The sequence below is a fragment of the Micromonospora qiuiae genome, from assembly GCF_016863555.1.
GTDB classification, from domain to species: Bacteria; Actinomycetota; Actinomycetes; order Mycobacteriales; family Micromonosporaceae; genus Micromonospora; species Micromonospora qiuiae.
This window is the reverse complement of record NZ_BOPC01000043.1, coordinates 36,608-54,713: the sequence shown is the minus strand read 5'-3', so window position 1 is coordinate 54,713 and position 18,106 is coordinate 36,608. Positions and strand designations below refer to the sequence as shown.

Genomic DNA, 18,106 nt, shown 5'->3' with positions numbered 1-18,106 from the left:
CGAAGGGGCGGTCCGCCGGACCGCCCCTTCACTGTCGCTACGTCAGATCCGCTGCCCGGTGGCGGCGTGGAAGACGTGGCTCCGGCCGGTACGCGGCTTCACGAAGATCGTGTCGCCCATGTTCGGCATGTGCCGCCGGTCGGTACGCACGACGAACCGCTCGGAGGCGCCGTCCAGCGCGGCGTGGCCGTAGACGTTGGCGTCCGAGCCGAGGTCCTCGACCAGCTCGACGACGACCGGCATGCCGCCCTCGGTCGCGCTGACGATGTCGCAGTCCTCCGGACGGAAGCCCACGGTCACCTTGCCGTCGCCACCCTCGGCGCGGGCCGCCTCGGTCTGCTCCCGGGTCAGCGGGATGAACAACTCGGCGAACGCCGCGCCCTGCTCGGTGAGCGGGACGGTCTTGATGTTCATGGCGGGCGAGCCCATGAAGCCGGCGACGAAGACGTTGGCCGGGGTGTCGTAGAGCGCCCGGGGGCTGTCCACCTGCTGGAGCACGCCGTCGAGCATGACCGCCACCCGGTGGCCCATGGTCATGGCCTCGACCTGGTCGTGGGTCACGTAAACGGTGGTGACGCCGAGCTTGGCCTGGAGCGAGGCGATCTGGGTACGGGTCTGCACCCGGAGCTTGGCGTCGAGGTTCGACAGCGGCTCGTCCATCAGGAAGACCTGGGGCTCCCGGACGATGGCGCGGCCCATCGCGACCCGCTGGCGCTGACCGCCGGAGAGCGCCTTCGGCTTGCGGCTGAGGAACTCCTCCAGCTGGAGCAGCGCCGCCGCCTCCTTGACCCGCCGGTCGATCTCCGACTTGGAGGTCTTGCGCAGCTTGAGCGCGAACGCCATGTTCTCGTACACCGTCATGTGCGGGTAGAGGGCGTAGTTCTGGAAGACCATCGCGATGTCACGGGCCTTCGGCGGCAGGTGGGTCACGTCGCGGTCGTCGATGTAGATCGCGCCCTCGTCGACGTCTTCGAGGCCGGCGAGCATGCGCAGGCTGGTGGACTTACCACAACCGGAGGGACCGACCAGGACGAGGAACTCGCCGTCACCGATCTGGAGGTCGAGCTGGTTGACCGCGGGGCGTTCGGTGCCCGGGTAGATCCGGGACGCCTTCGCGTAGGTGACCGTAGCCATGAGGGGACGCTTCCTTTCACCGGCAGGAACGTGCCGGACGATCCGAGTGAAGGAGCAACCGGCAGGAAAGGCCCGTGCCGGCGCCACGACCGGCAGGGGGGTGGCCCATGTCGTCCGTGTCACTGCACCGTAAACGGCTTTCGCCGTACTGCCAAGATGCGGGATCGTTGACGGGATCGGAAGCATTCGCATTCCGGTCACTCGGGCACGCTCGGACACGAATCGACGCCTGCAGGTCGGGATGTTGACGTTTCCCGTGCTCGGGACCCCTGCCGAGCGGGAAAAGCGGACGTTGGTCGCTATGCTGACCACGGCACAGCGCCCCTGTAGCTCAGCTGGCCAGAGCACCCGCCTTGTAAGCGGGATGTCGCCGGTTCGATCCCGGCCGGGGGCTCCATCCGTATCACGCACGGCACACCGGGGGCGTCGGCGAGGCGCCGACGCCCACCGGGCGCGGCCGGCGACGGGCCGACGATCGGCAGCGGGCGCCCCCCGTGGCCCGATCGGCAGCGGTGTGGCCTGCGTGACCCGACCGGCAGCGATGTGACCTGTGTGACCCGACCGGCAGCGATGTGGCCTGCCCGCGCCGGCAGCGCCGTCGGCAGGCTAACCTCGCGGCCAACGCCGGTGCAGGTCACGCCGGCCCGGCGGAGGGACGGTGACGGTGGCGGACGCCGAACTGGTCGTCGAGGTGACGGGGCCGGTGGCCACGGTGGTGATCCGCAACCCGGACCGGCGCAACGCGATGACGCCGGCGATGTGGCGGCAACTGCCGGTGCTGCTCGACGGCCTGGAGGCCGATCCGACGGTACGCGCGCTGGTGCTCACCGGCGCCGACGGCACCTTCTGCGCCGGTGCCGACCTCGGCGACCTGGACGAGTTGCTGGCCGGCGACCTCGGCATCGCGGTCGCGGCCGAGGAACGTCTGTCCGTCTTCGCCAAGCCGACCGTGGCCGCGATCCGGGGCGCCTGCGTCGGCGGAGGCTGCCAGCTCGCCGTCGCCTGCGACCTGCGGATCGCCGCCGAGGACGCGCGGTTCGGCGTACCGCCGGCCCGGCTCGGCCTGGTCTACCCGGCGCCCACCACGCGTCGGCTGGCCCGACTGGTCGGCCCGGCGGCGGCCAAGCATCTCCTCTTCACCGGAGATCTGATCGACGCCGGGCGGGCGCTGCGCGTCGGCCTGGTCGACGAGGTGCTGCCCGGCGCCGAGTTGGCCGCCCGGATCGACGGGCTCACCGGCACGATCGCGGAGCGTTCGCAGCTCAGCGTCGCCGCCGCGAAGGAGATCGTCGACGACCGGGTCGACGACGACCGGGTTGCCTGGTGGCACCGGCAGATGCGGGACAGCGGCGAGGCCCAGGAAGGCCTTGCGGCATTCCACGAGCGTCGTCCGCCGGGTTTCGGCTGGACGCCGCCCGCCAGCCGCTGATGTCCCCGCGCCCCCGCCGGCGTGGCGCGGTCAGGGCCGGTCGGGCATCCGGCGGTGGGCCGCGACCAGGGTCAGCAGGGTGTCCACCGACCACTGGTCGTAGGCGTGCCGACCGTAGTTGAAGGCGACGATCCGGCCGTCGGAAGCGACCAGGAAGTCGGCCGGCAGACCGAGCCGCCCGCCGTGCGGTGTGCTGGCGGGCAGTCGCTCCCGGCCGCGCAGCACATGCCACACGCCGGTAAGCACCGCGCGGACGATCGGCAGCCAGGCTCGGGGATCCAGCAGCGCCCGGCGTCCGGCCTCGACCCCGAACTCCCGGTAGAGCCGCTTGTCCGGGTCGGCGACCACGGCGACCGGCAGGTCCGCGACGTGCTCGCGCAACTCGTCGGCGGGGGAGTGGAACAGCATCACCTCACGTACGCCGGCCGCCTCGATCTCGGCGTGTCGGCGTATCACCGAGCGCAGATGCAGGTTGCACACCGGACATCCGGCGAACCGGCGGAACTGGAGGTGGACCAGCCGTTGCGGGTCGGGCAGCTCGACGGGTCCGGCGTTGACCGGGGTGAGCGTCCGGGTGCTCACGACCGGCCGGGAAAGAGGGGTACGCACGGGGCCTCCCTGTAGGCGTACGACGTATACCTACGAGGGTGCAGTAGGGTGTCAAGGGCCATGCCTCGGCCCCGCTCCCTGACTCCCGACCGGATCGCCTCGGCGGCGTTGACCGTGATCGACCGCGACGGACTCGCCGGGTTCACCATGCGGGCGGTGGCCACCGAGTTGTCGATGAGCGCGATGGCCCTCTACCGGTACGTCGACGATCGCGGCGAGCTGGAACGGCTGGTCGTGGAGCGGGTCCTCGACCGGATCGACAGCCAACCGCCCGATCCGGGGCTGCCGTGGGCCGACCGTGTCACGGTCATGGTGCGACGGATGCGCGCGGCCGTCGCCGCCCATCCGGCGATCGCGGCCCTGGTGCCCGTGCACCGGCACCGCTCCCGTGCCGTGCTGCGCTGGACGGAGACGATGCTCGGGTTGCTGACCGAGGCCGGACTGACCGGCGAGCAACGGGTGGTCGCCCTGCGTGGGCTGCTCAGCTACCTCCTCGGCGCGATCCAACTGGAACACCTGGGCCCGCTCGCCGGGCCCGGCACCGCAGTGCTGGCCGAGCTTCCGTCGGAGGCGTTCCCCTACCTCGCCGACACGGCCCGCTCCGCGGGCCAGGTCGGCCCGGACGCCGAGTTCGACGGCGGCCTGGCCCTGTTCCTGCGAGGTCTGGCCGACCGGTCCAGCTGACCCACCCCGTCCGCCGTCCGTGCCGCCCGTCCGCGCCCAGGCAGACTCGCGTGGGATCAGCCTCCTCGGCGGCGTCGAGCAGGCGGCGGACCCAGCGTCAGCGGCGGGCGAGCAGGCCCCGGGGCCGGACCGAACGCAGCGGCTCGGTGGCGGCGCCCGCCGAGCGCAGGATGTGGTTCGCCGCGAGGATGCCGGTGGCCGCTGCCCGTTCCATCAGCGCACTGGGAAAGTCGGTGCGGATGCCGTCGCCGGCCAGGTAGAGCCCGTCGGCATCGGTGCGTACGCCGGGCCGCCGGGCATGGCTGCCGACCGCGAAGGCGGGTGCCTTCGCCTCCACCCGGGCGCGCAGCTCACGCACGCGCAGCCGACCGGCCTCCGGCCAGAGTTCGGTCAGCTCGGCGCGCATCCGTTCGGCCAGCTCCGTCGCGGGCACGGCCGGCTCGCAGGCGTACGCGTGCAGCTCGATGACCGAGCCGCCGGTGCGCTCCGCCCAGCGCCGGGATTCGTGCTCCAGCCGGTGGTACAGCGTCACCGAATCCAGCGTGGGTTGGCGGGACACCCCGTTGAAGATCGCCCGATCGAGGCGTACGTCTCCGTCGCACCAGTAGCGCGCCACCGCGTACGGCGGGCCGGGCCGCCCGTACGTGGGCATCGCCGCCATCAGTTGCGGGGCGGCGTCGGCCAGCGTGGGGGAGGCCGCGACCAGCGCGGCGAGCGCCGGCGGGTCGACGGCCAGCACGACGTGCCCGGCCCGGTACGCCCGCTCGGCGGTCGCCACCCGCCAGCCGGCCGGATCACGGTCCAGCGCAATCGCCGCGACGCCGGTGAGCACCCGTCCGCCGTGGCGCTCGACGTGCCGGGCCAGCGGCGCCCAGATCGCCGTGGCGTAGTCCTCGTCGGGGCAGTCGAAGGCCAGCCCTTCCGGGTTGCCGAGCAGGTAGAAGTGGAACTGGGCGATCAGCTCGGCGGCCGACATCTCCGCCTCGTGGTTGAAGAACGAGTGGGAGAAGACCTCGAAGAGCATCGCCCGGGCCCGGTCCGGCAGCCGTAGCGAGGTGAGCAGCTCCTCGGCGGTGACGCGGTCGAACTCGGCGTAGGTGCGTACCGGATGGTAGGCCAGCAGCGGCAGGGCGGCGTCGCGGTCCATCCCGCCCAGGTCGCGCAGCCGCACGCTGGGGCTGCGGGCCAACAGGGTGAGCAGGTTCGCCGGTGGGGCGGGCGGCAGTCGCCCGAACTCCTCGGTCGGCCAGCGTGCGCTGACCACCGGGTAACCCGGCACGGGCCGCAGGAAGCGCAGCGCCGGGTCGATCCGGCGCAGGATGTTGCGCCAGTTGTAGTACTGCCGGAAGAAGGCGTGGAAGCCGTGCTCGTTGACGTGGCCGCTGCCGTCTGCGAGCGTCTCCGGCCAGGCACCCAACCGGCCGCCGAGGGTGGGCGCGGCCTCCAGGACGGTCACCTCGACACCTCGTTCGGCGAGGACCACGGCCGCGGACATGCCGGCGATTCCACCGCCGACGACCACTGCGGTGACCGGCCGCGGCACCCGGTCAGGGCCGCCGCCGCCCGGGTCCATCCGGTGCGGGCGTACGCCGATGAGCCGGCCGACCACCTGCGACAGCGCCACCCGCACCTCCCGGCTCGACCTCACCAGTCTGCCCGAAGTGTGCGGAAGCATCCGGTTGTTAAGAAGGGGCCCTTTTACCTCACGAGGCGTTAATAGGGGGCCCTTCCTTGCATGCGGTCGGAGGGGGGCCAGACGTAGTCCAGGTTGTCGGGGACGTCGGGGCCGAAGATCGGGCGGTAGTGGGCGGGATCCTTGCGTAGCAGCGCCGAGCGGTGGCTCAGGTGCAGGTCCGTGCGGCCGAGCCAGGGCGGGAGCTCACCGGCCACCGCCAGCTCCTGCTGGGACCGGACGTGCTCGATGCCGCGGGCGGCGGCGAGATCGGCGGTCAGGGTCGCGGCACAGGTGTCCGCCCGGCCGGTCGCACACCAGACCTCGCAGACGTCCAGCCCGTAGCGGGTCACGGCCTCCTCGTACCCGGTCCACATCTTCACCGCCGGGTGGTTGCGCCAGCCGTACCCGGGCCGGGTCAGCGCGCGCAGCACCTGGATCGCCTCGACCCGCTGCTTGCCGAGCCGTCGCTGGTCCAGCGTTCGGGCGCTGGCCAGGAAGTCCGGATACGGGAGGAACGTCTGCATGTCGCTGCCGTACCCTCCAGCAGCGGGGACATGCCGGACCAGTGAAGTTCATGATCGTCACCGGGCTGCGGGGGAGCGACCCCGGTGACTACCATGCGGGCATGGCGGAGCCGCTGCTCGACCGGGCCCTGCGAGCCGGCCGCCGGTTACGGCCCAACGGTGAGCCTCGGGCGCACTACGTGATCTGCGGCCAGGACCCGCTCGCCTACTGGGTGGTGCGGGCGTTACGCGGCGGCGAGACACAGGCCAAACGGCTGCGGATCACGCTCATCGTGCCCGAGCGCCGACGCTCTCCCGGGCCGGACGGCCGTGACCTGCCCGGCGTCGAGGTGATCCGGGCCGACCGGCTGGACGAGATCACCTTCCGCCGGGCCGGGCTGACCGGGGCGGAAGGGCTGGCCCTGTTGCACCAGGACGACGTGGGCAACATGCACGCCGCCCTGTGCGCCCAGGAGGTCGAGCCCCGGCTGCGCCTGGTGGTGCGGATGTTCAACACCGGCCTGGCCAACGGGGTCCGGCAGATCTTCCCCGACTCGGCGGTGCTCTCGGACACTTCGATGGCCGCCCCGGCCTTCGTGGCCGCCGCACTCGGCGAGGTCGCGCCCACCCACTTCCGGCACGGCGGACGCACCCTCTACGTGGCCCGCAGTGACGACGTACGGCCGAACGACATCGTCTGCGGGGTGGCCGACACCCGCGATCCGCAGCAGGTGCTGGTGCTGCCGGCGCGCGACCGGGACGCCGACGTGGTGCTCGCCGAGGCGGTCGGTCGACCGGCGGGCGCCGAGCTGGCCGCACGCCGAATGGCCCGGGCCCGGCGCCGCCGCCGACCGGTGGCGATGGTGCTGCGGGCGATCCGCAGCTTCGCCAGCCGCAAAATCGGCATCGCGGTGATCCTGCTGCTCGCCGTGGTGGGCGTGCTCGGTGGGCTGTACGCCAACGCGGCGCACGTGAACCTGGCCGATGCGGTGTACCTGGCCCTGGTCACCACCCTCACCGGGCAGGACCCGGACACCGCCAAGGGCGCCGCCGAACAGATCATGCAGGTGGTGCTCAACCTTGCCGGCCTGGCGCTGATTCCGCTGATCACCGCAGTGGTGGTCGACGGGGTGGTCAACGCCCGGCTGGCCCTGCACACCGGGCGGATCCTGCCCGAGCGTTCCGGGCACGTCGTGGTGGTGGGGCTGGGCAACATCGGCACCCGGGTGATGGCTCAGCTCAACGACTTCGGCCTCGAGGTGGTGGCGATCGACAAGAACCGGGACGCGCGCGGCGCCGGGCTCGCCCGGCGGCTGGGTGTACCGCTGGTGGTGGGGGACGCGGCGCAGGAGGAGACGTTGCGGGCCGCCTCGGTGGCCACCTGCCAGGCGTTGGTCGTGGTTTCCACCGACGACGGAGCCAACCTGCGGGCGGCGCTGAACGGCCGGGCCATCAACGACCAGCTCCGGGTGGTGTTGCGGCTGTTCGACGGCGACTTCGCCGAGCGGGTGCAGCGTGCCTTCGGCATCGGCACCTCGCGCAGCGTCTCCTACCTGGCCGCCCCGTCGTTCGCCGCCGCGCTGCTGGACCGGGCGGTGATCGCCACCATCCCGGTCGGTCGGCACGCCCTGCTGGTCACCGAGGTCGCGGTGGCGGCCGGCTCGGCTCTGGACGGGCAGCCGCTCGCCACAGTGAACAAGGCGGGGAGCGTACGCCTGCTTGCGCACGCCCGTGCCGGCCAGCGGTACGACTGGACGCCTGAGCGGCGGCGAGTGATCGTAGCCGGGGACCGGCTGACCGTGATGGCCCGCCGGGCCGGCCTGAACGCCCTGCTCCGCAAAGCCGCCCCGCCCGAGCCGGAGACCCCGCCCAACGCTCCCGAGCCGCGCGAGGCGACGGAGTAGGCCCTATGACGCATATCACCTATAGATGACAATCGACTTGCTGGTCGTCGCCTTGGGTCATCCAGTGATGTCCGGCTGCGCAGCTTCGACAACCGCTACCAGCCCAAGGGCATCAACTACGTCATTCCCGGTAACGAGACCGGCCTGAGCGGCACCTACATCTACGCCTACAACTACTCGGAGGCGACCGGCACCCCGACGTCGATCTCTTACCCGGCCGGTGGTGGGCTGGTCACCGAGGAAGTGACCACCGACTACGACGCCACCACCGGGATGCCCGTCCGGCTGGACACCAGCCTCACCGGTGCAGCCGGCACGATGGCCACCGCCAGCTACACCGCCTACGGCGAACGCAGCGGATCGATCTACAAGATGCCCGGCGGCACCTGGACCCAGGACGCCGTCTACCGCGACGAAGCCACCCGCCGCATCAGCCACACCGCCAGCGGCGACACCACCCGCACCTACGCGGTGCCGACCGGCGGCCAGAACGTCGTACGCCCACACGCCGTCACCGCGATGACCACGCAGGCACCGGGCCAGAGTGACATCGTCAACAACTACGCCTACGACGGAGCCGGCAACACCATCTGCCGGCCGACCGGCACCGCCGCGAACAACTGCGGCACCGGTACCAACAGTCAGACCTTGGGTTGGGACGCCGAGGGCAAGCTGGCGACGGTCGCCGCCGGCGGCCAGACCATCGAAACCAACGTCTACGACGCCGACGGCACCAGGATCATCCGCCGCGACAGCAGCGGCACCACGCTCTACCTACCCGGTCAGGAAATCCGCCGGGAAGGCAACGTCAACACCGGCACCCGCTACTACAGCTTCGCCGGCACTGTCTGCGCGTCCCGCAAGGGCGGCTCGGCTACCACCGACCTGACCTGGCTGTTCAACGACCACCAGGGCACGCAACAGATCGCGGTGAACGCCGGCACCCAAGCCGTCTCCATCCGCCGTCAGACTCCGTACGGTGCGCCGCGCGGCTCCAACCCGGTCTGGGTGAACAACAAGGGCTTCGTCGGCGGGGACATCGATCCCACCGGCCTGACCAACGTCGGTGCCCGTCAGTACGACCACACACTGGGCCGGTTCATCTCCGTCGACCCGGTCCTCGTCGCCGATAGCCCCGCTCAGTACAACGGGTACCAGTACGGCGGCAACAACCCGATCGACAATGCCGACCCCACCGGCCTGTACTTCACTGAAAACAACGAGGACACCGGCGACCGTGCCTATGTCAGCACCACGTCCTCTGGGAAGACGGTCACCAAGATCGTCAAGAAGTACGTTCCCCCGGCCTGCGGATCCAGCTGTCAGCAGCAACGAGAAGCATTCCGGAAGGCGAGCAACGAACGCGCCGAGGCAGAACGCAAACAACGCGAATGCCAGGCCAGCTTCTGGTGCCGGAACGCCGGGGCAGTGGGTACGGTCGCCGGTGTCGCAGCCGGTGTCGTCGTCGGTGCAGCCTGCACCGCAGGGAGCTTCGGCGTAGCCGCTGTCGGCTGCGCAGCGATTGGTGGGTTCGTCGGCGGCGCTGTCGGGTCCCTGGTCAGCAACGGCCTCGACGCCGATGAGGAGAGCGGCTGGCAACTCGCCGGCGAAGCCGTCCTCGGCGGAGCGATCGGCGGTGTGCTGGGGGCAGGCGGCGCGGTTCTCCTGCCCGCCCTAGGCGCAGGAGCCTTCGGCCTCGCGAGTGGCGCAGGACTTCGTACATCCATCGGGATGGCGGGCTCCGGAGCGCGATCAGCAGTCCGCGGTGGCGCAGGGGGAGCCTGTGGTTTCCACAGCTTCAGCGGTGACACCGAAGTCCTGATGGCGGACGGCAGCAAGAAGCCAATCCGAGACATCGAGATCGGAGACAGCGTCCTGGCCACCGACCCCGAAACGGGGGAGGAAGGCGCTCGCGAGGTGACCCACCTGTGGGTTCACGAGGATCAGCTCGTCGATCTCAAGGTGAGCGGTGGAGACGTCACCACCACTGAGGACCACCCGTTCTGGAATGTGACCGACCAGCAGTGGCAGGACAGCCAGGATCTCGACCCTGGAGACCTACTGCACACGGCCACCGGAGCAACCCTCACCGTCACGGGGCTCGACTGGAACACCGTTCAACAAGGCACCGCCTACAACCTCACCGTTGCAGGCATCCACACGTACTATGTGCTCGCCGGCACGACGCCGGTCCTCGTCCACAACTGCGGTGGCGGCGAGGTTCCGCATTTTAAGGCGTACCCACAGGAGTTTTTGGATCAAGCGGCAAAGTATGGAAAGGGTGGCGTTCGTGAGCTATCCGATGGTCGAGTCCGCTTTTATGGTGAGATAGCCGAGGCGCGGACGCCTGGGGAGATGGTTGGCCGTCGCCTCGTGCGGGAGTGGAATCCTGATACTGGGACTACCCGTATTTGGCACGAAACCTTGGATCATAGCGGAAGGGCCAGAATCGTTCGCCCTGATGTTGGCGCAACCGGCGGCAGCAAGGTTCACTATATGTTCGACGCTGGCGGCAACTACACAGGGAGTTGGTAGTAGTGCAGGACATCCACCAGCAGGTCAGGAGCAGGATGGCCGCCCTGATCCAGGGGTCGGTTAGGCGAGAGGAAGTCGCGGACTGGGCCCTGGAGCTGATCAAAGACGAATCTGCAGATTACTCATCAGATTCAACTCTTTGGACCGCCCTCGATCGGCTAGCCGGCGCCGATCTTCAGGAGGGGCCAGGGGTATATCTCCATGGCGAAGAGGACTTTCGCGCCTGGATAGCGGACCTTGATGCATAGTCGATGAACGGGGGGCCATTCGCGAGCGCGGGGGCGAATGCTGCCCGTATATTCGATTCTCGAATACGGGCTCGAGACGGCAAGAAAGTCAAAACATCGATGCTCTGCGACGGCCTTCCTTGACGGCTGAGGTGAATGCGTAGCGTGACGGCTGTCTGTACGGGTTCGTGGCGGTCGGCCTGCGTTGCCGTCACGGTTGCCGTCAGCATTGCGATACCAATCCAGATCAATCGATGTGATGCACCGGGGCCAGGGATGCTCGGTGGCGTGCCGCGTAGCGGTGCGGCGTCGATTCCCGGAACCACTCGCCAAGGGTGGGCGGTGAAGGGATCGTCACGGCCTCGGCCACCGGATCGTCGTGGGCGCGGGTTGGTGGCTCGGTGTTAGCGGGCGTGCGCGCGGGGCCGGAACGGCTGTAGCGCGTGCGCGCGGCCCGGCTTCGGCAGGGCCGCTTCTCTTGATCCTGTAGGGCAGTTTTGAGCCAGTCGGATCTTGGTCGAGGGCCTCGGTCTGGCTGGCTTACTGCTTCGGGGCGCGGTTGCGGTTGCTGCGGGAGCGCTTGGCGGGTGATGGCGCCTGGTCGTCGTGGTTGGGGCGTGGGAGGTGTTCGGGCTGCTGGGCGAAGTTGCTTCGGTCGGCCTGGTATTTGATTACTTCGTCGATGAGGTCGCTGTTGGTGTCGGCGTGGCGCAGCAGGTCGTGCAGGGCGGCGTTCTTGTCGTCTGCCGTGCGGGCGTGGTGGTAGCGGATGGTGATGGCCTGTTGATCGGCGAGGTAGGCGGCGACTCGGCGGCGGAGGTCGGGGTTGTCGATGGGTTCGCGGAGGACGCCGCCGCGGAGGAGGTCGAAGGCGTCGGGGTGGACGAAGGTGCCTTTGCCGGCGACGCTGTAGGTGACGCGTCGGTGTTGAAGTTCGCGTAGTGCGCGTTGGGCGGTCATGGAGGCCACGCCGTAGAGGTCGGCCATCTTGCGGGCGGACGGTAGTGGGTCGTTGGGGTTGAGGCGTCCGTCGCGGATCTGGTCGAGGATGTCGTCGACGACCTGCTGGAACAGTGCTCGCTTGTCGTCTGGGTCGTGGGCCATGCGCTGATCGTAGCCGTCATGGGCTGATCGGGCGAGACGGGCGTCACATGACACTCGTGTACCTAAACCTCTTGACCGTCACAGGTGTCACGTGACACCTTATGTGCACGGGACGCACGCCGGCAGGGGCGTGGACCGAAGGAACTCCTCGGCCACGCCCGGCTGCACGTCACCGCCGACATCTACGCCCACGTCCGGCCCCGCCTGCACCGCAACGCCATCGAAGCCATGAACCGCGCCCTACACCCCGACGACACCGACCCGGACGACGACACCCCACCCACCGACGACTGACTCACCGACCAGCGGCGCCCCGACCAGAGCACGATCCCTGGCCGGGGCGCCGCTACTCGCTGCGCAGCGCCGCCGAGCGTGGCCAGGCGAGGAACCGCGCGTGCAGGATCCCCGACGGCGTGTTCGGCAGGTCCTCGCACGCCTGGACCAGGTACGCCGACAGGTGCAGCATCAGCGATATCCGCGCACCGGTGAACTCCGCCACGAGCTGCCGCTTGCGGGTCCGACACGGCCACGCCGCCCCGCACCCCGCGCAGATCCACTGCGGCCGTACCGGCTGATGCACCGACAACAACCCCACCACCCATCGGGCTCGTTGGAAGGGGGAAGGGGCCACTGCCGACACCGACCCGACCACTCCCAGGGCCGACGGCAACCCCTTCCCCCCTGGCACCCGCCAGCCCGGCGTACTGCCGCAAGCGAACCGGCGAGGCCCTGTCGCTGAACCTACGAACCAGCCTCGGGCACCCCAACGTCCCGACAGACACCACGCCGGACACTTCCACGACCCTGGCGCGTCCCGCCGTGTCCACTACCGTGGGTCGGTATGAGTCACCGCCTCCGCGCGGCCATGCTCCGCGCCCACCTCGACCCGGCCGCCCTCGCCACAGCCGTCGGTGTCGACGTCAAGACCGTCACCCGGTGGCTCGCCGGTCGCGTCCCGCACCAACGCACCCGCCTCGCCGTTGCCGACGCCCTCGGCGAGACCGAAGCCGACCTGTGGCCGCAGACTCGCCCCGACCAGGCTCCGGGCGCGGAGGCCACCGCTGAGGTCGTCGCCGCCTACGCTCACCGCGCCGACATCCCTCACCACGTCTGGGCCGCCCTGCTCACCGGCGCCACGACGCGGATCGACCTGCTCGGCTACGCCTACCCGTTCCTCCTGGAGTTGCTGCCCAACACCATGCAGCTCATCACCGACAAGGCCGCCAACGGCGCCCGGGTCCGTCTCGCGTTCGCCGACCCCGACTGCCCGCACGTCGCCGAACGCGACGCCCTCGAACAGATCGGCGGCACCCTACCCGGCCGGATCCGTAACGCCCTCAACTTCTGCGAACCCCTCCACGGCGTGCCAGGGGTGGAGATCGGCCTGCACACCGTGCACCTGTACAACTCGGTGTTCCGGTTCGACCACCAGATGATCGTCACCCCACACCTGTACCGCGCCCGCGGCTACCAACACCCCGCCCTGCACCTGCGCGAACTCTCGCCGCACGGCATCTTCGCCGCCCACGCCGACCAGTTCGAACAGATCTGGCAAACCACCACCAGCTACTCGAAGGAGACCCGGTGACCGGCCGGCGCGACTACTACCACGACCCCAACGCACCCGCCGCCAACAGCCTCGTCCCCGGCGCCGCAGCCATCGTCACCGACGAGCATGATCGGGTCCTCTTGCAACGCCGCACCGACTCCGGCAACTGGTCGCTGCCCGGCGGCGCCATGGACATCGGCGAAACCCTCCAACAGTGCGCTGTCCGCGAGGTCAAAGAGGAGACCGGCCTCGACATCGAGATCACTGGCCTGCTCGGCATCTACACCGACCCCGCGCACGTCATCGCCTACCCCGACGGCGAAGTCCGCCAAGAGTTCACCATCACGTACCTCGCCCGCGTCGTCGGCGGCACCATCACCGTCAGCGACGAGTCCACCGAGGTCCGCTTCATCCACCCCACCGAGTTCGACCGTATCCCCATCCACGACACCGTCCGCCTCCGCCTCCACCACCACGCCGAGCACCGCGCCACCCCCTACCTGGGATAGCGACATCCATCGATGCCCCGACCGCTGAAGGGCGCGGACGTCTCCCCAGGTTGCCGTCGTCGTTGCCGTCAACACCGATATATTTCGATGCGGCGAGTAGGCGCCACGCACGAAAGGCCAGGTGAAACGCCATGAGAACGTAAGTAACATTGCGTGACGGGGTGAAAATCCCACACGTACTACGTGCTCGCCGGTGACACGCCCGTCCTCGTACACAATTGCAACGGGGCTACGCTTAACCTCAAGTACAAGGACAGTTGGACTGCCGAGCAGAGGGTGGCTGCCGACGCGAAGGTTGCGGCACTCAATTCTGCCGATCGGCTCGTAGTTACTAAAGTGCAGCGTTCGGCAAGCGCGGCGGATGTTTGGCGCGCAAATGGGAGGCAAACCATCCCCGGCGCCGACATCGATCACAAGATTGATCTTCAGCTGGGCGGCGCCGATCACATCGATAACATGTGGCTGCTCGATTCCTCGGTGAACAGAAGCCTCGGCGCTCAGATCTCTGCACAGCTGAGGGGCCAGGGGCTGAAGCTTGGGGATACGGTCTGGAGAGTCACAATCTCGGCGCGATGTTAGGAGCTGATGTGCCTTCGGACGGATGGGAGTTGATTCGGGCTGCCAGGACCGACGCTGGGATGTTCGGCGTCTGGCAGCCTGAGCACTTCGCAGGTGTGACCAGCCTGGACGAGTGGGAAGACGAGGTATCCGAGGACGCGGCGCTTCTCCGTCACATTGAGGCTGGCGTGTTCGTGCCGATCAATATCGGCGGGGGTGGTGCTTATCAATTCACCGTCCGACACGGCGGCCCGGCTGGAGGCTTGACGGAGCGTGAAGGCCGGTACCGACTGGTTTCGTCGAAGCCATATTTGCTGATCGCTAAGGGGCAAACAGCACTTGGTGGTCTGGAGGCTGTAGGTCAGTACTCGGGCGTTGACCCCCTTGCGCTGCCGACGGACCCAGGGCGCTATGCCGTCACCATCCACTTGATTGATTGGAAGGCTGAGCCTGGCACTGCTGATCCAGATGGGAAGCCAACGACGAATGCGCTGTCGGACTTCATAATTGAGATTTACCCCGAGTCTGGGAGTGAAGAATACCGTTTATCCTTGGCTACATTCGATCGACCGTAGATGCCTCAAGCAAGAGCGTGAGTGATTGCACAACGTAGTCCCGCGGCATTGCTGTGCACGGGTGGCCACGGTCGTACGCGTGGGTTGCTGTCACGGCTGCTGTCAAACTAACTTGATCTGGTGAAGCAGTTTTTAGCCCGGTGGTCCGTCGGTGGCGGGGCTGCTGGGCTATGCCTTGTGGTTGCGGCGCTGCTTCTTCGGTGCCGGCGGCTCGGCGGGTTCGGGCGGTCAGCTGCCGGCGGCTCGTCCGAGTTTGGCTTCGTAGGCGGCGAGGTCGTCGGCGAGGTCGGTGTGTGCTTGCTGGAGGGTCAGCACGTTCTTCGGTGGCTCGCCAGGCGGCGGCAGTGTCCTTGTTCATGAACGCGTCGACGATCTTGCCACTGATGCGGTCGCGTTCGAGCAGGTAGAGAGCAGTCACCTTGTAAAAGGAAAGGGGCGCCATCGAGATCGGAGACACCGTTTTGGCCACCGACCCCAAAACGGGGAGGATGAAGGCGCTCGTGAGGTAACCGATCCGTGGGTTCGAAGGAGCGCCGGGATCACCGATCCGGCGGGGCGCTCTCGTTGTTGTGGTGGCCCTCGGGTGGTTCGTGCGGCGCGCATTGATGGCCCCTGCTGCACTCGTGTACGCTCGCCCTCCTTCAAGCGGCGCTAGCCAAGGAATGTGACCCGCATGAGCGATGCCAACGTGTTGATGAGCCGCCGGGCAAACCTATGGCGTGGGGTCGAGTCGGTCGGTGGCCGACTGACCCTGACTGACCAGCACCTCTCGTTTCGAGCGCACGCCGTCAACGTCCAGAGCGCACCCCTCGACATCCCGCTCCAGGACATCGTCGCTACCCGCAAGTACCGCAACCTGGGGCTGGTCCCCAACGGACTGGCCGTGACGACGATGTCGGGCGTCGAGTACCGGTTTGTCGTGGGCAAACGCGACCAGTTCATCGACAAAATCGCCGAGCTGACGTCGTAAAACCCATTCCGGAAAGCGCTCTTGCTGTCAGAACAACGCCCCGCCCTGGCAGGCTGTTTTGCGAGGTCAGTGGCGGGCTGGGCGGAGCGCGTACCAGGCGGCGCCGAGGGCGAGCACACCGAAGCCGGCGAGCACGCTGGCCAGCGGCAGGTTGACCGCGAGCAGTACGCAGCCGACGAGCCCGATCACGGCCAGCGCCTGCACCGGCAGCTTCCGCGCCGGGTCCCGGCCGAGCGTCAGCGCGGCGGCGTTGGTGATGGCGTAGTAGACCAGCACCGTGACGCTGGAGAAGCCGATCGCCCCCGCACGTCGGCCAGCACGACCACCAGGATCACCACGGCGGCCACCGCCAACTCGGCCCGGTGCGGCACCTGGTGACGGGGGTGCACCGCGGCCAGCCCGCCGGGCAGGTCACGGCGGCGGGCCATCGCCAGGGTGGTGCGCCCGACGCCCGCGAGCAGGGAGAGCAGCACGCCGGTCACCGCGACGGTCGCCCCGGCCCGGACCACCCACTCCAGGCCGGGCAGGCCGGCGGCGGTCACCACGTCGGCCAGGGGCGCGGCGGAGGCGCCCAGCCGGTCGGCACCGAGCACGCCGACGGCCACCGCCGCGAGCGTCAGGTAGATCGCGAGCACGATGCCGAGTGCCAGCGGCACCGCCCGGGGGATGGTGCGCCGGGGATCGCGTACCTCCTCACCGAGGGTGGCCACCCGGGCGTACCCGGCGAAGGCGAAGAAGAGCAGGCCCGCTGCGGTGAGCACGCCCCGGGCCGAGCCGCCGGGCTGATCGAACCGGGCGATCGAGACGCCGAAAGCGCCGACCACCGCGACCAGGGTCAGCACCGCCAGCACGACCAGCACCAGGACCCGGGTGGCGGTCGCGGTCTTCGTCACGCCCCGGAGGTTCACCGCGGTCACCGCGACGACGGCGGCGACCGCGACCAATCGGGCCTGCCCCGGCCAGAGGTACGCCCCGATGGTCAGCGCCATCGCCGCGCAACTGGCCGTCTTGCCGATCACGAAGCCCCAGCCGACGAGGAACCCGGCGAACGGGTTGAGCCGTTCCCTGCCGTACACGTAGGTGCCGCCGGACTCGGGGTAGCGGGCGGCGAGCCGGGCCGAGCTGGTCGCGTTGCAGAAGGCGATGAAACCGGCCAGCACCACCGCGACCAGCAGTCCCGCCCCGCCGGCCGCCGCGGCGGCGGGGGCGAAGACCACGAAGACGCCTGCGCCGAGCATCGAGCCCAGACCGATGGTCACGGCGTCCGGTACGCCCAACCGGCGGGCAAGCTGATCCACGGCCGCAGCCTACGGCCACGTGGTGAACGGGCCACCCCAGTTGCGTAACGGGCCGGGCAGTGGCAGGTCGTCCCAGGGCACCCGGTGTAGCAGCCGGTCCAGCAGCAGCCCCAGCAGCAGCCCGGCCACCGAGTCGGTCAACCAGTGCCAGCCCAGATAGGTAGTGGTGCCCAGCACCACCGCCGGCGGCACGATCCGGACCACGAGCACCAGCGCGCGGGGCATCGCGCGGCCGAGGCCGGCCAGCAGCGGAGCGAGCAGCAGGGCGATCACGCCGTACCAGACGATCGCGTTGGCGACGTGCCCGGACGGGTACGACTGGGCGAACCGGACCGGCAGGTCGTCCTGGAAGAGAGGGAGGGTCCGCTCCGCCGGCAGGAACGGTTCCTTGCTGCTGGCGCTCGGCGCGGGGCGGGCCGTCCACACCTTCAGTGGCCCGATGGTCAGGAGGGTGAGCACGAAGGCGGTCACCGGTACGAGCAGGGGGCGCACCGAGCGCAGCCGGACGGCCAGCAACACCGCCAGACCGGCCGCGATCAGCGTCAGCGGGGTGCCCTGACCGAGGTAGTTGAGGACGATCGCGATCCACCGGGCGGCGGTGGGCCGATGCGCGTCGGCCCAGTCGGCCACCGCGCGGTCGATGCCGAAGAGCATGCCGGCGGCGAGCGCGGCGGTCAGCCCGACCAGGGCGGCCAGCAGCACGGCGTCGAACCACCAGCCGGCCGGGCGTACCGGCGCCGGGCGTAACCTGCCGCGTACCGGTGTCGTCTCCCGCACCCGGATCACGCTACCGGCCCGACGCGGTGGCCGGCCGCAGCGGTGCGGGATGGCTGTGGGCCCAAA

General features: G+C 69.4%; 15 protein-coding genes, 1 tRNA gene and 4 pseudogenes. 11 read left to right on the top strand and 9 right to left on the bottom strand.

Annotated features, from left to right (window positions below):
• Positions 1–42: 42 nt before the first annotated feature.
• Complete coding sequence (locus Vqi01_RS16495) at positions 43–1,134, bottom strand: ABC transporter ATP-binding protein (protein WP_204035682.1); 1,092 nt, start codon at positions 1,132–1,134, stop codon at positions 43–45.
• A 320-nt stretch (positions 1,135–1,454) separates the two neighbouring features.
• Here Vqi01_RS16495 and Vqi01_RS16490 point away from each other — a divergent pair.
• Together Vqi01_RS16490 and Vqi01_RS16485 are read left to right on the top strand one after the other, a co-directional pair.
• A tRNA-Thr gene (locus Vqi01_RS16490) sits at positions 1,455–1,531 on the top strand.
• Between the two features lie 261 nt (positions 1,532–1,792).
• The gene (locus tag Vqi01_RS16485) at positions 1,793–2,563 is read left to right on the top strand and encodes an enoyl-CoA hydratase/isomerase family protein (protein ID WP_204035681.1); all 771 of its coding nucleotides are present in this window, start codon (positions 1,793–1,795) and stop codon (positions 2,561–2,563) included.
• A gap of 30 nt (positions 2,564–2,593) precedes the next feature.
• Here the strand turns inward: Vqi01_RS16485 and Vqi01_RS16480 are convergent, their stop codons facing one another.
• Positions 2,594–3,172, bottom strand: a complete 579-nt coding sequence (locus Vqi01_RS16480) for a peroxiredoxin-like family protein (RefSeq protein WP_239098437.1) — start codon at positions 3,170–3,172, stop codon at positions 2,594–2,596.
• Positions 3,173–3,232: 60 nt separating this feature from the next.
• Here Vqi01_RS16480 and Vqi01_RS16475 point away from each other — a divergent pair, with 60 nt between their 5' ends.
• Positions 3,233–3,856, top strand: coding sequence for a TetR/AcrR family transcriptional regulator (locus Vqi01_RS16475; RefSeq protein ID WP_204035680.1), 624 nt, complete (start codon positions 3,233–3,235; stop codon positions 3,854–3,856).
• Between the two features lie 97 nt (positions 3,857–3,953).
• Here Vqi01_RS16475 and Vqi01_RS16470 read toward each other — a convergent pair whose 3' ends face one another.
• Complete coding sequence (locus Vqi01_RS16470; RefSeq protein ID WP_204035711.1) at positions 3,954–5,480, bottom strand: hydroxysqualene dehydroxylase; 1,527 nt, start codon at positions 5,478–5,480, stop codon at positions 3,954–3,956.
• Positions 5,481–5,569: 89 nt separating this feature from the next.
• Positions 5,570–6,055: an MSMEG_6728 family protein gene (locus Vqi01_RS16465; protein WP_204035679.1), complete on the bottom strand. Its 486-nt coding sequence runs from the start codon at positions 6,053–6,055 to the stop codon at positions 5,570–5,572.
• Between the two features lie 101 nt (positions 6,056–6,156).
• On the opposite strand from Vqi01_RS16465, the gene Vqi01_RS16460 reads away from it, so the two are divergent.
• The 3 genes and pseudogenes from Vqi01_RS16460 to Vqi01_RS16445 all read left to right on the top strand — a co-directional run bounded on the left by Vqi01_RS16460 (position 6,157) and on the right by Vqi01_RS16445 (position 10,721).
• Complete coding sequence (locus tag Vqi01_RS16460; RefSeq protein WP_204035678.1) at positions 6,157–7,938, top strand: potassium channel protein; 1,782 nt, start codon at positions 6,157–6,159, stop codon at positions 7,936–7,938.
• 72 nt (positions 7,939–8,010) lie between these two features.
• Positions 8,011–10,152, top strand: a pseudogene (locus Vqi01_RS16455) (polymorphic toxin-type HINT domain-containing protein); the annotation flags it as partial.
• Positions 10,153–10,475: 323 nt separating this feature from the next.
• Positions 10,476–10,721 (top strand): YxzC family protein, encoded by a 246-nt coding sequence (locus Vqi01_RS16445; RefSeq protein WP_204035677.1) that lies wholly within the window; start codon positions 10,476–10,478, stop codon positions 10,719–10,721.
• Between the two features lie 519 nt (positions 10,722–11,240).
• Here Vqi01_RS16445 and Vqi01_RS16440 read toward each other — a convergent pair.
• Entirely contained in the window at positions 11,241–11,804 is a 564-nt protein-coding gene (locus Vqi01_RS16440) for a GntR family transcriptional regulator (RefSeq protein WP_204035676.1), read from the bottom strand.
• A 138-nt stretch (positions 11,805–11,942) separates the two neighbouring features.
• On the opposite strand from Vqi01_RS16440, the pseudogene Vqi01_RS16435 reads away from it, so the two are divergent.
• Positions 11,943–12,098, top strand: a pseudogene (locus Vqi01_RS16435) (site-specific integrase); the annotation flags it as partial.
• Positions 12,099–12,150: 52 nt separating this feature from the next.
• On the opposite strand, the gene Vqi01_RS16430 reads toward Vqi01_RS16435, so the two are convergent.
• Positions 12,151–12,399, bottom strand: a complete 249-nt coding sequence (locus Vqi01_RS16430) for a flavin reductase (protein ID WP_204035710.1) — start codon at positions 12,397–12,399, stop codon at positions 12,151–12,153.
• 270 nt (positions 12,400–12,669) lie between these two features.
• Between Vqi01_RS16430 and Vqi01_RS16425 the strand changes: the two genes are divergently transcribed.
• From Vqi01_RS16425 to Vqi01_RS16415, 3 genes are all read left to right on the top strand, one after another.
• On the top strand, positions 12,670–13,392 hold the full coding sequence (locus Vqi01_RS16425; protein ID WP_239098442.1) for a helix-turn-helix domain-containing protein: 723 nt from the start codon (positions 12,670–12,672) through the stop codon (positions 13,390–13,392).
• Positions 13,389–13,862: an NUDIX domain-containing protein gene (locus tag Vqi01_RS16420; RefSeq protein WP_204035673.1), complete on the top strand. Its 474-nt coding sequence runs from the start codon at positions 13,389–13,391 to the stop codon at positions 13,860–13,862. Before Vqi01_RS16425 ends, Vqi01_RS16420 begins: the two co-directional genes overlap by 4 nt.
• Positions 13,863–14,500: 638 nt before the next feature.
• Positions 14,501–14,995, top strand: coding sequence for a hypothetical protein (locus Vqi01_RS16415; RefSeq protein ID WP_204035672.1), 495 nt, complete (start codon positions 14,501–14,503; stop codon positions 14,993–14,995).
• A gap of 107 nt (positions 14,996–15,102) precedes the next feature.
• On the opposite strand, the pseudogene Vqi01_RS31460 reads toward Vqi01_RS16415, so the two are convergent.
• Positions 15,103–15,410, bottom strand: a pseudogene (locus Vqi01_RS31460) (hypothetical protein); the annotation flags it as partial.
• Between the two features lie 258 nt (positions 15,411–15,668).
• Between Vqi01_RS31460 and Vqi01_RS16410 the strand changes: the two are divergent.
• Positions 15,669–15,965 carry a GRAM domain-containing protein gene (locus Vqi01_RS16410; protein WP_204035671.1) on the top strand — a complete coding sequence of 99 codons (297 nt, stop codon included), beginning with the start codon at positions 15,669–15,671 and terminating at the stop codon, positions 15,963–15,965.
• Positions 15,966–16,031: 66 nt separating this feature from the next.
• Here Vqi01_RS16410 and Vqi01_RS16405 read toward each other — a convergent pair.
• A pseudogene (locus Vqi01_RS16405) lies at positions 16,032–17,263 on the bottom strand (APC family permease).
• A 9-nt stretch (positions 17,264–17,272) separates the two neighbouring features.
• Positions 17,273–18,040, bottom strand: coding sequence for a phosphatase PAP2 family protein (locus Vqi01_RS16400; protein ID WP_204035670.1), 768 nt, complete (start codon positions 18,038–18,040; stop codon positions 17,273–17,275).
• Positions 18,041–18,106: the final 66 nt, after the last annotated feature.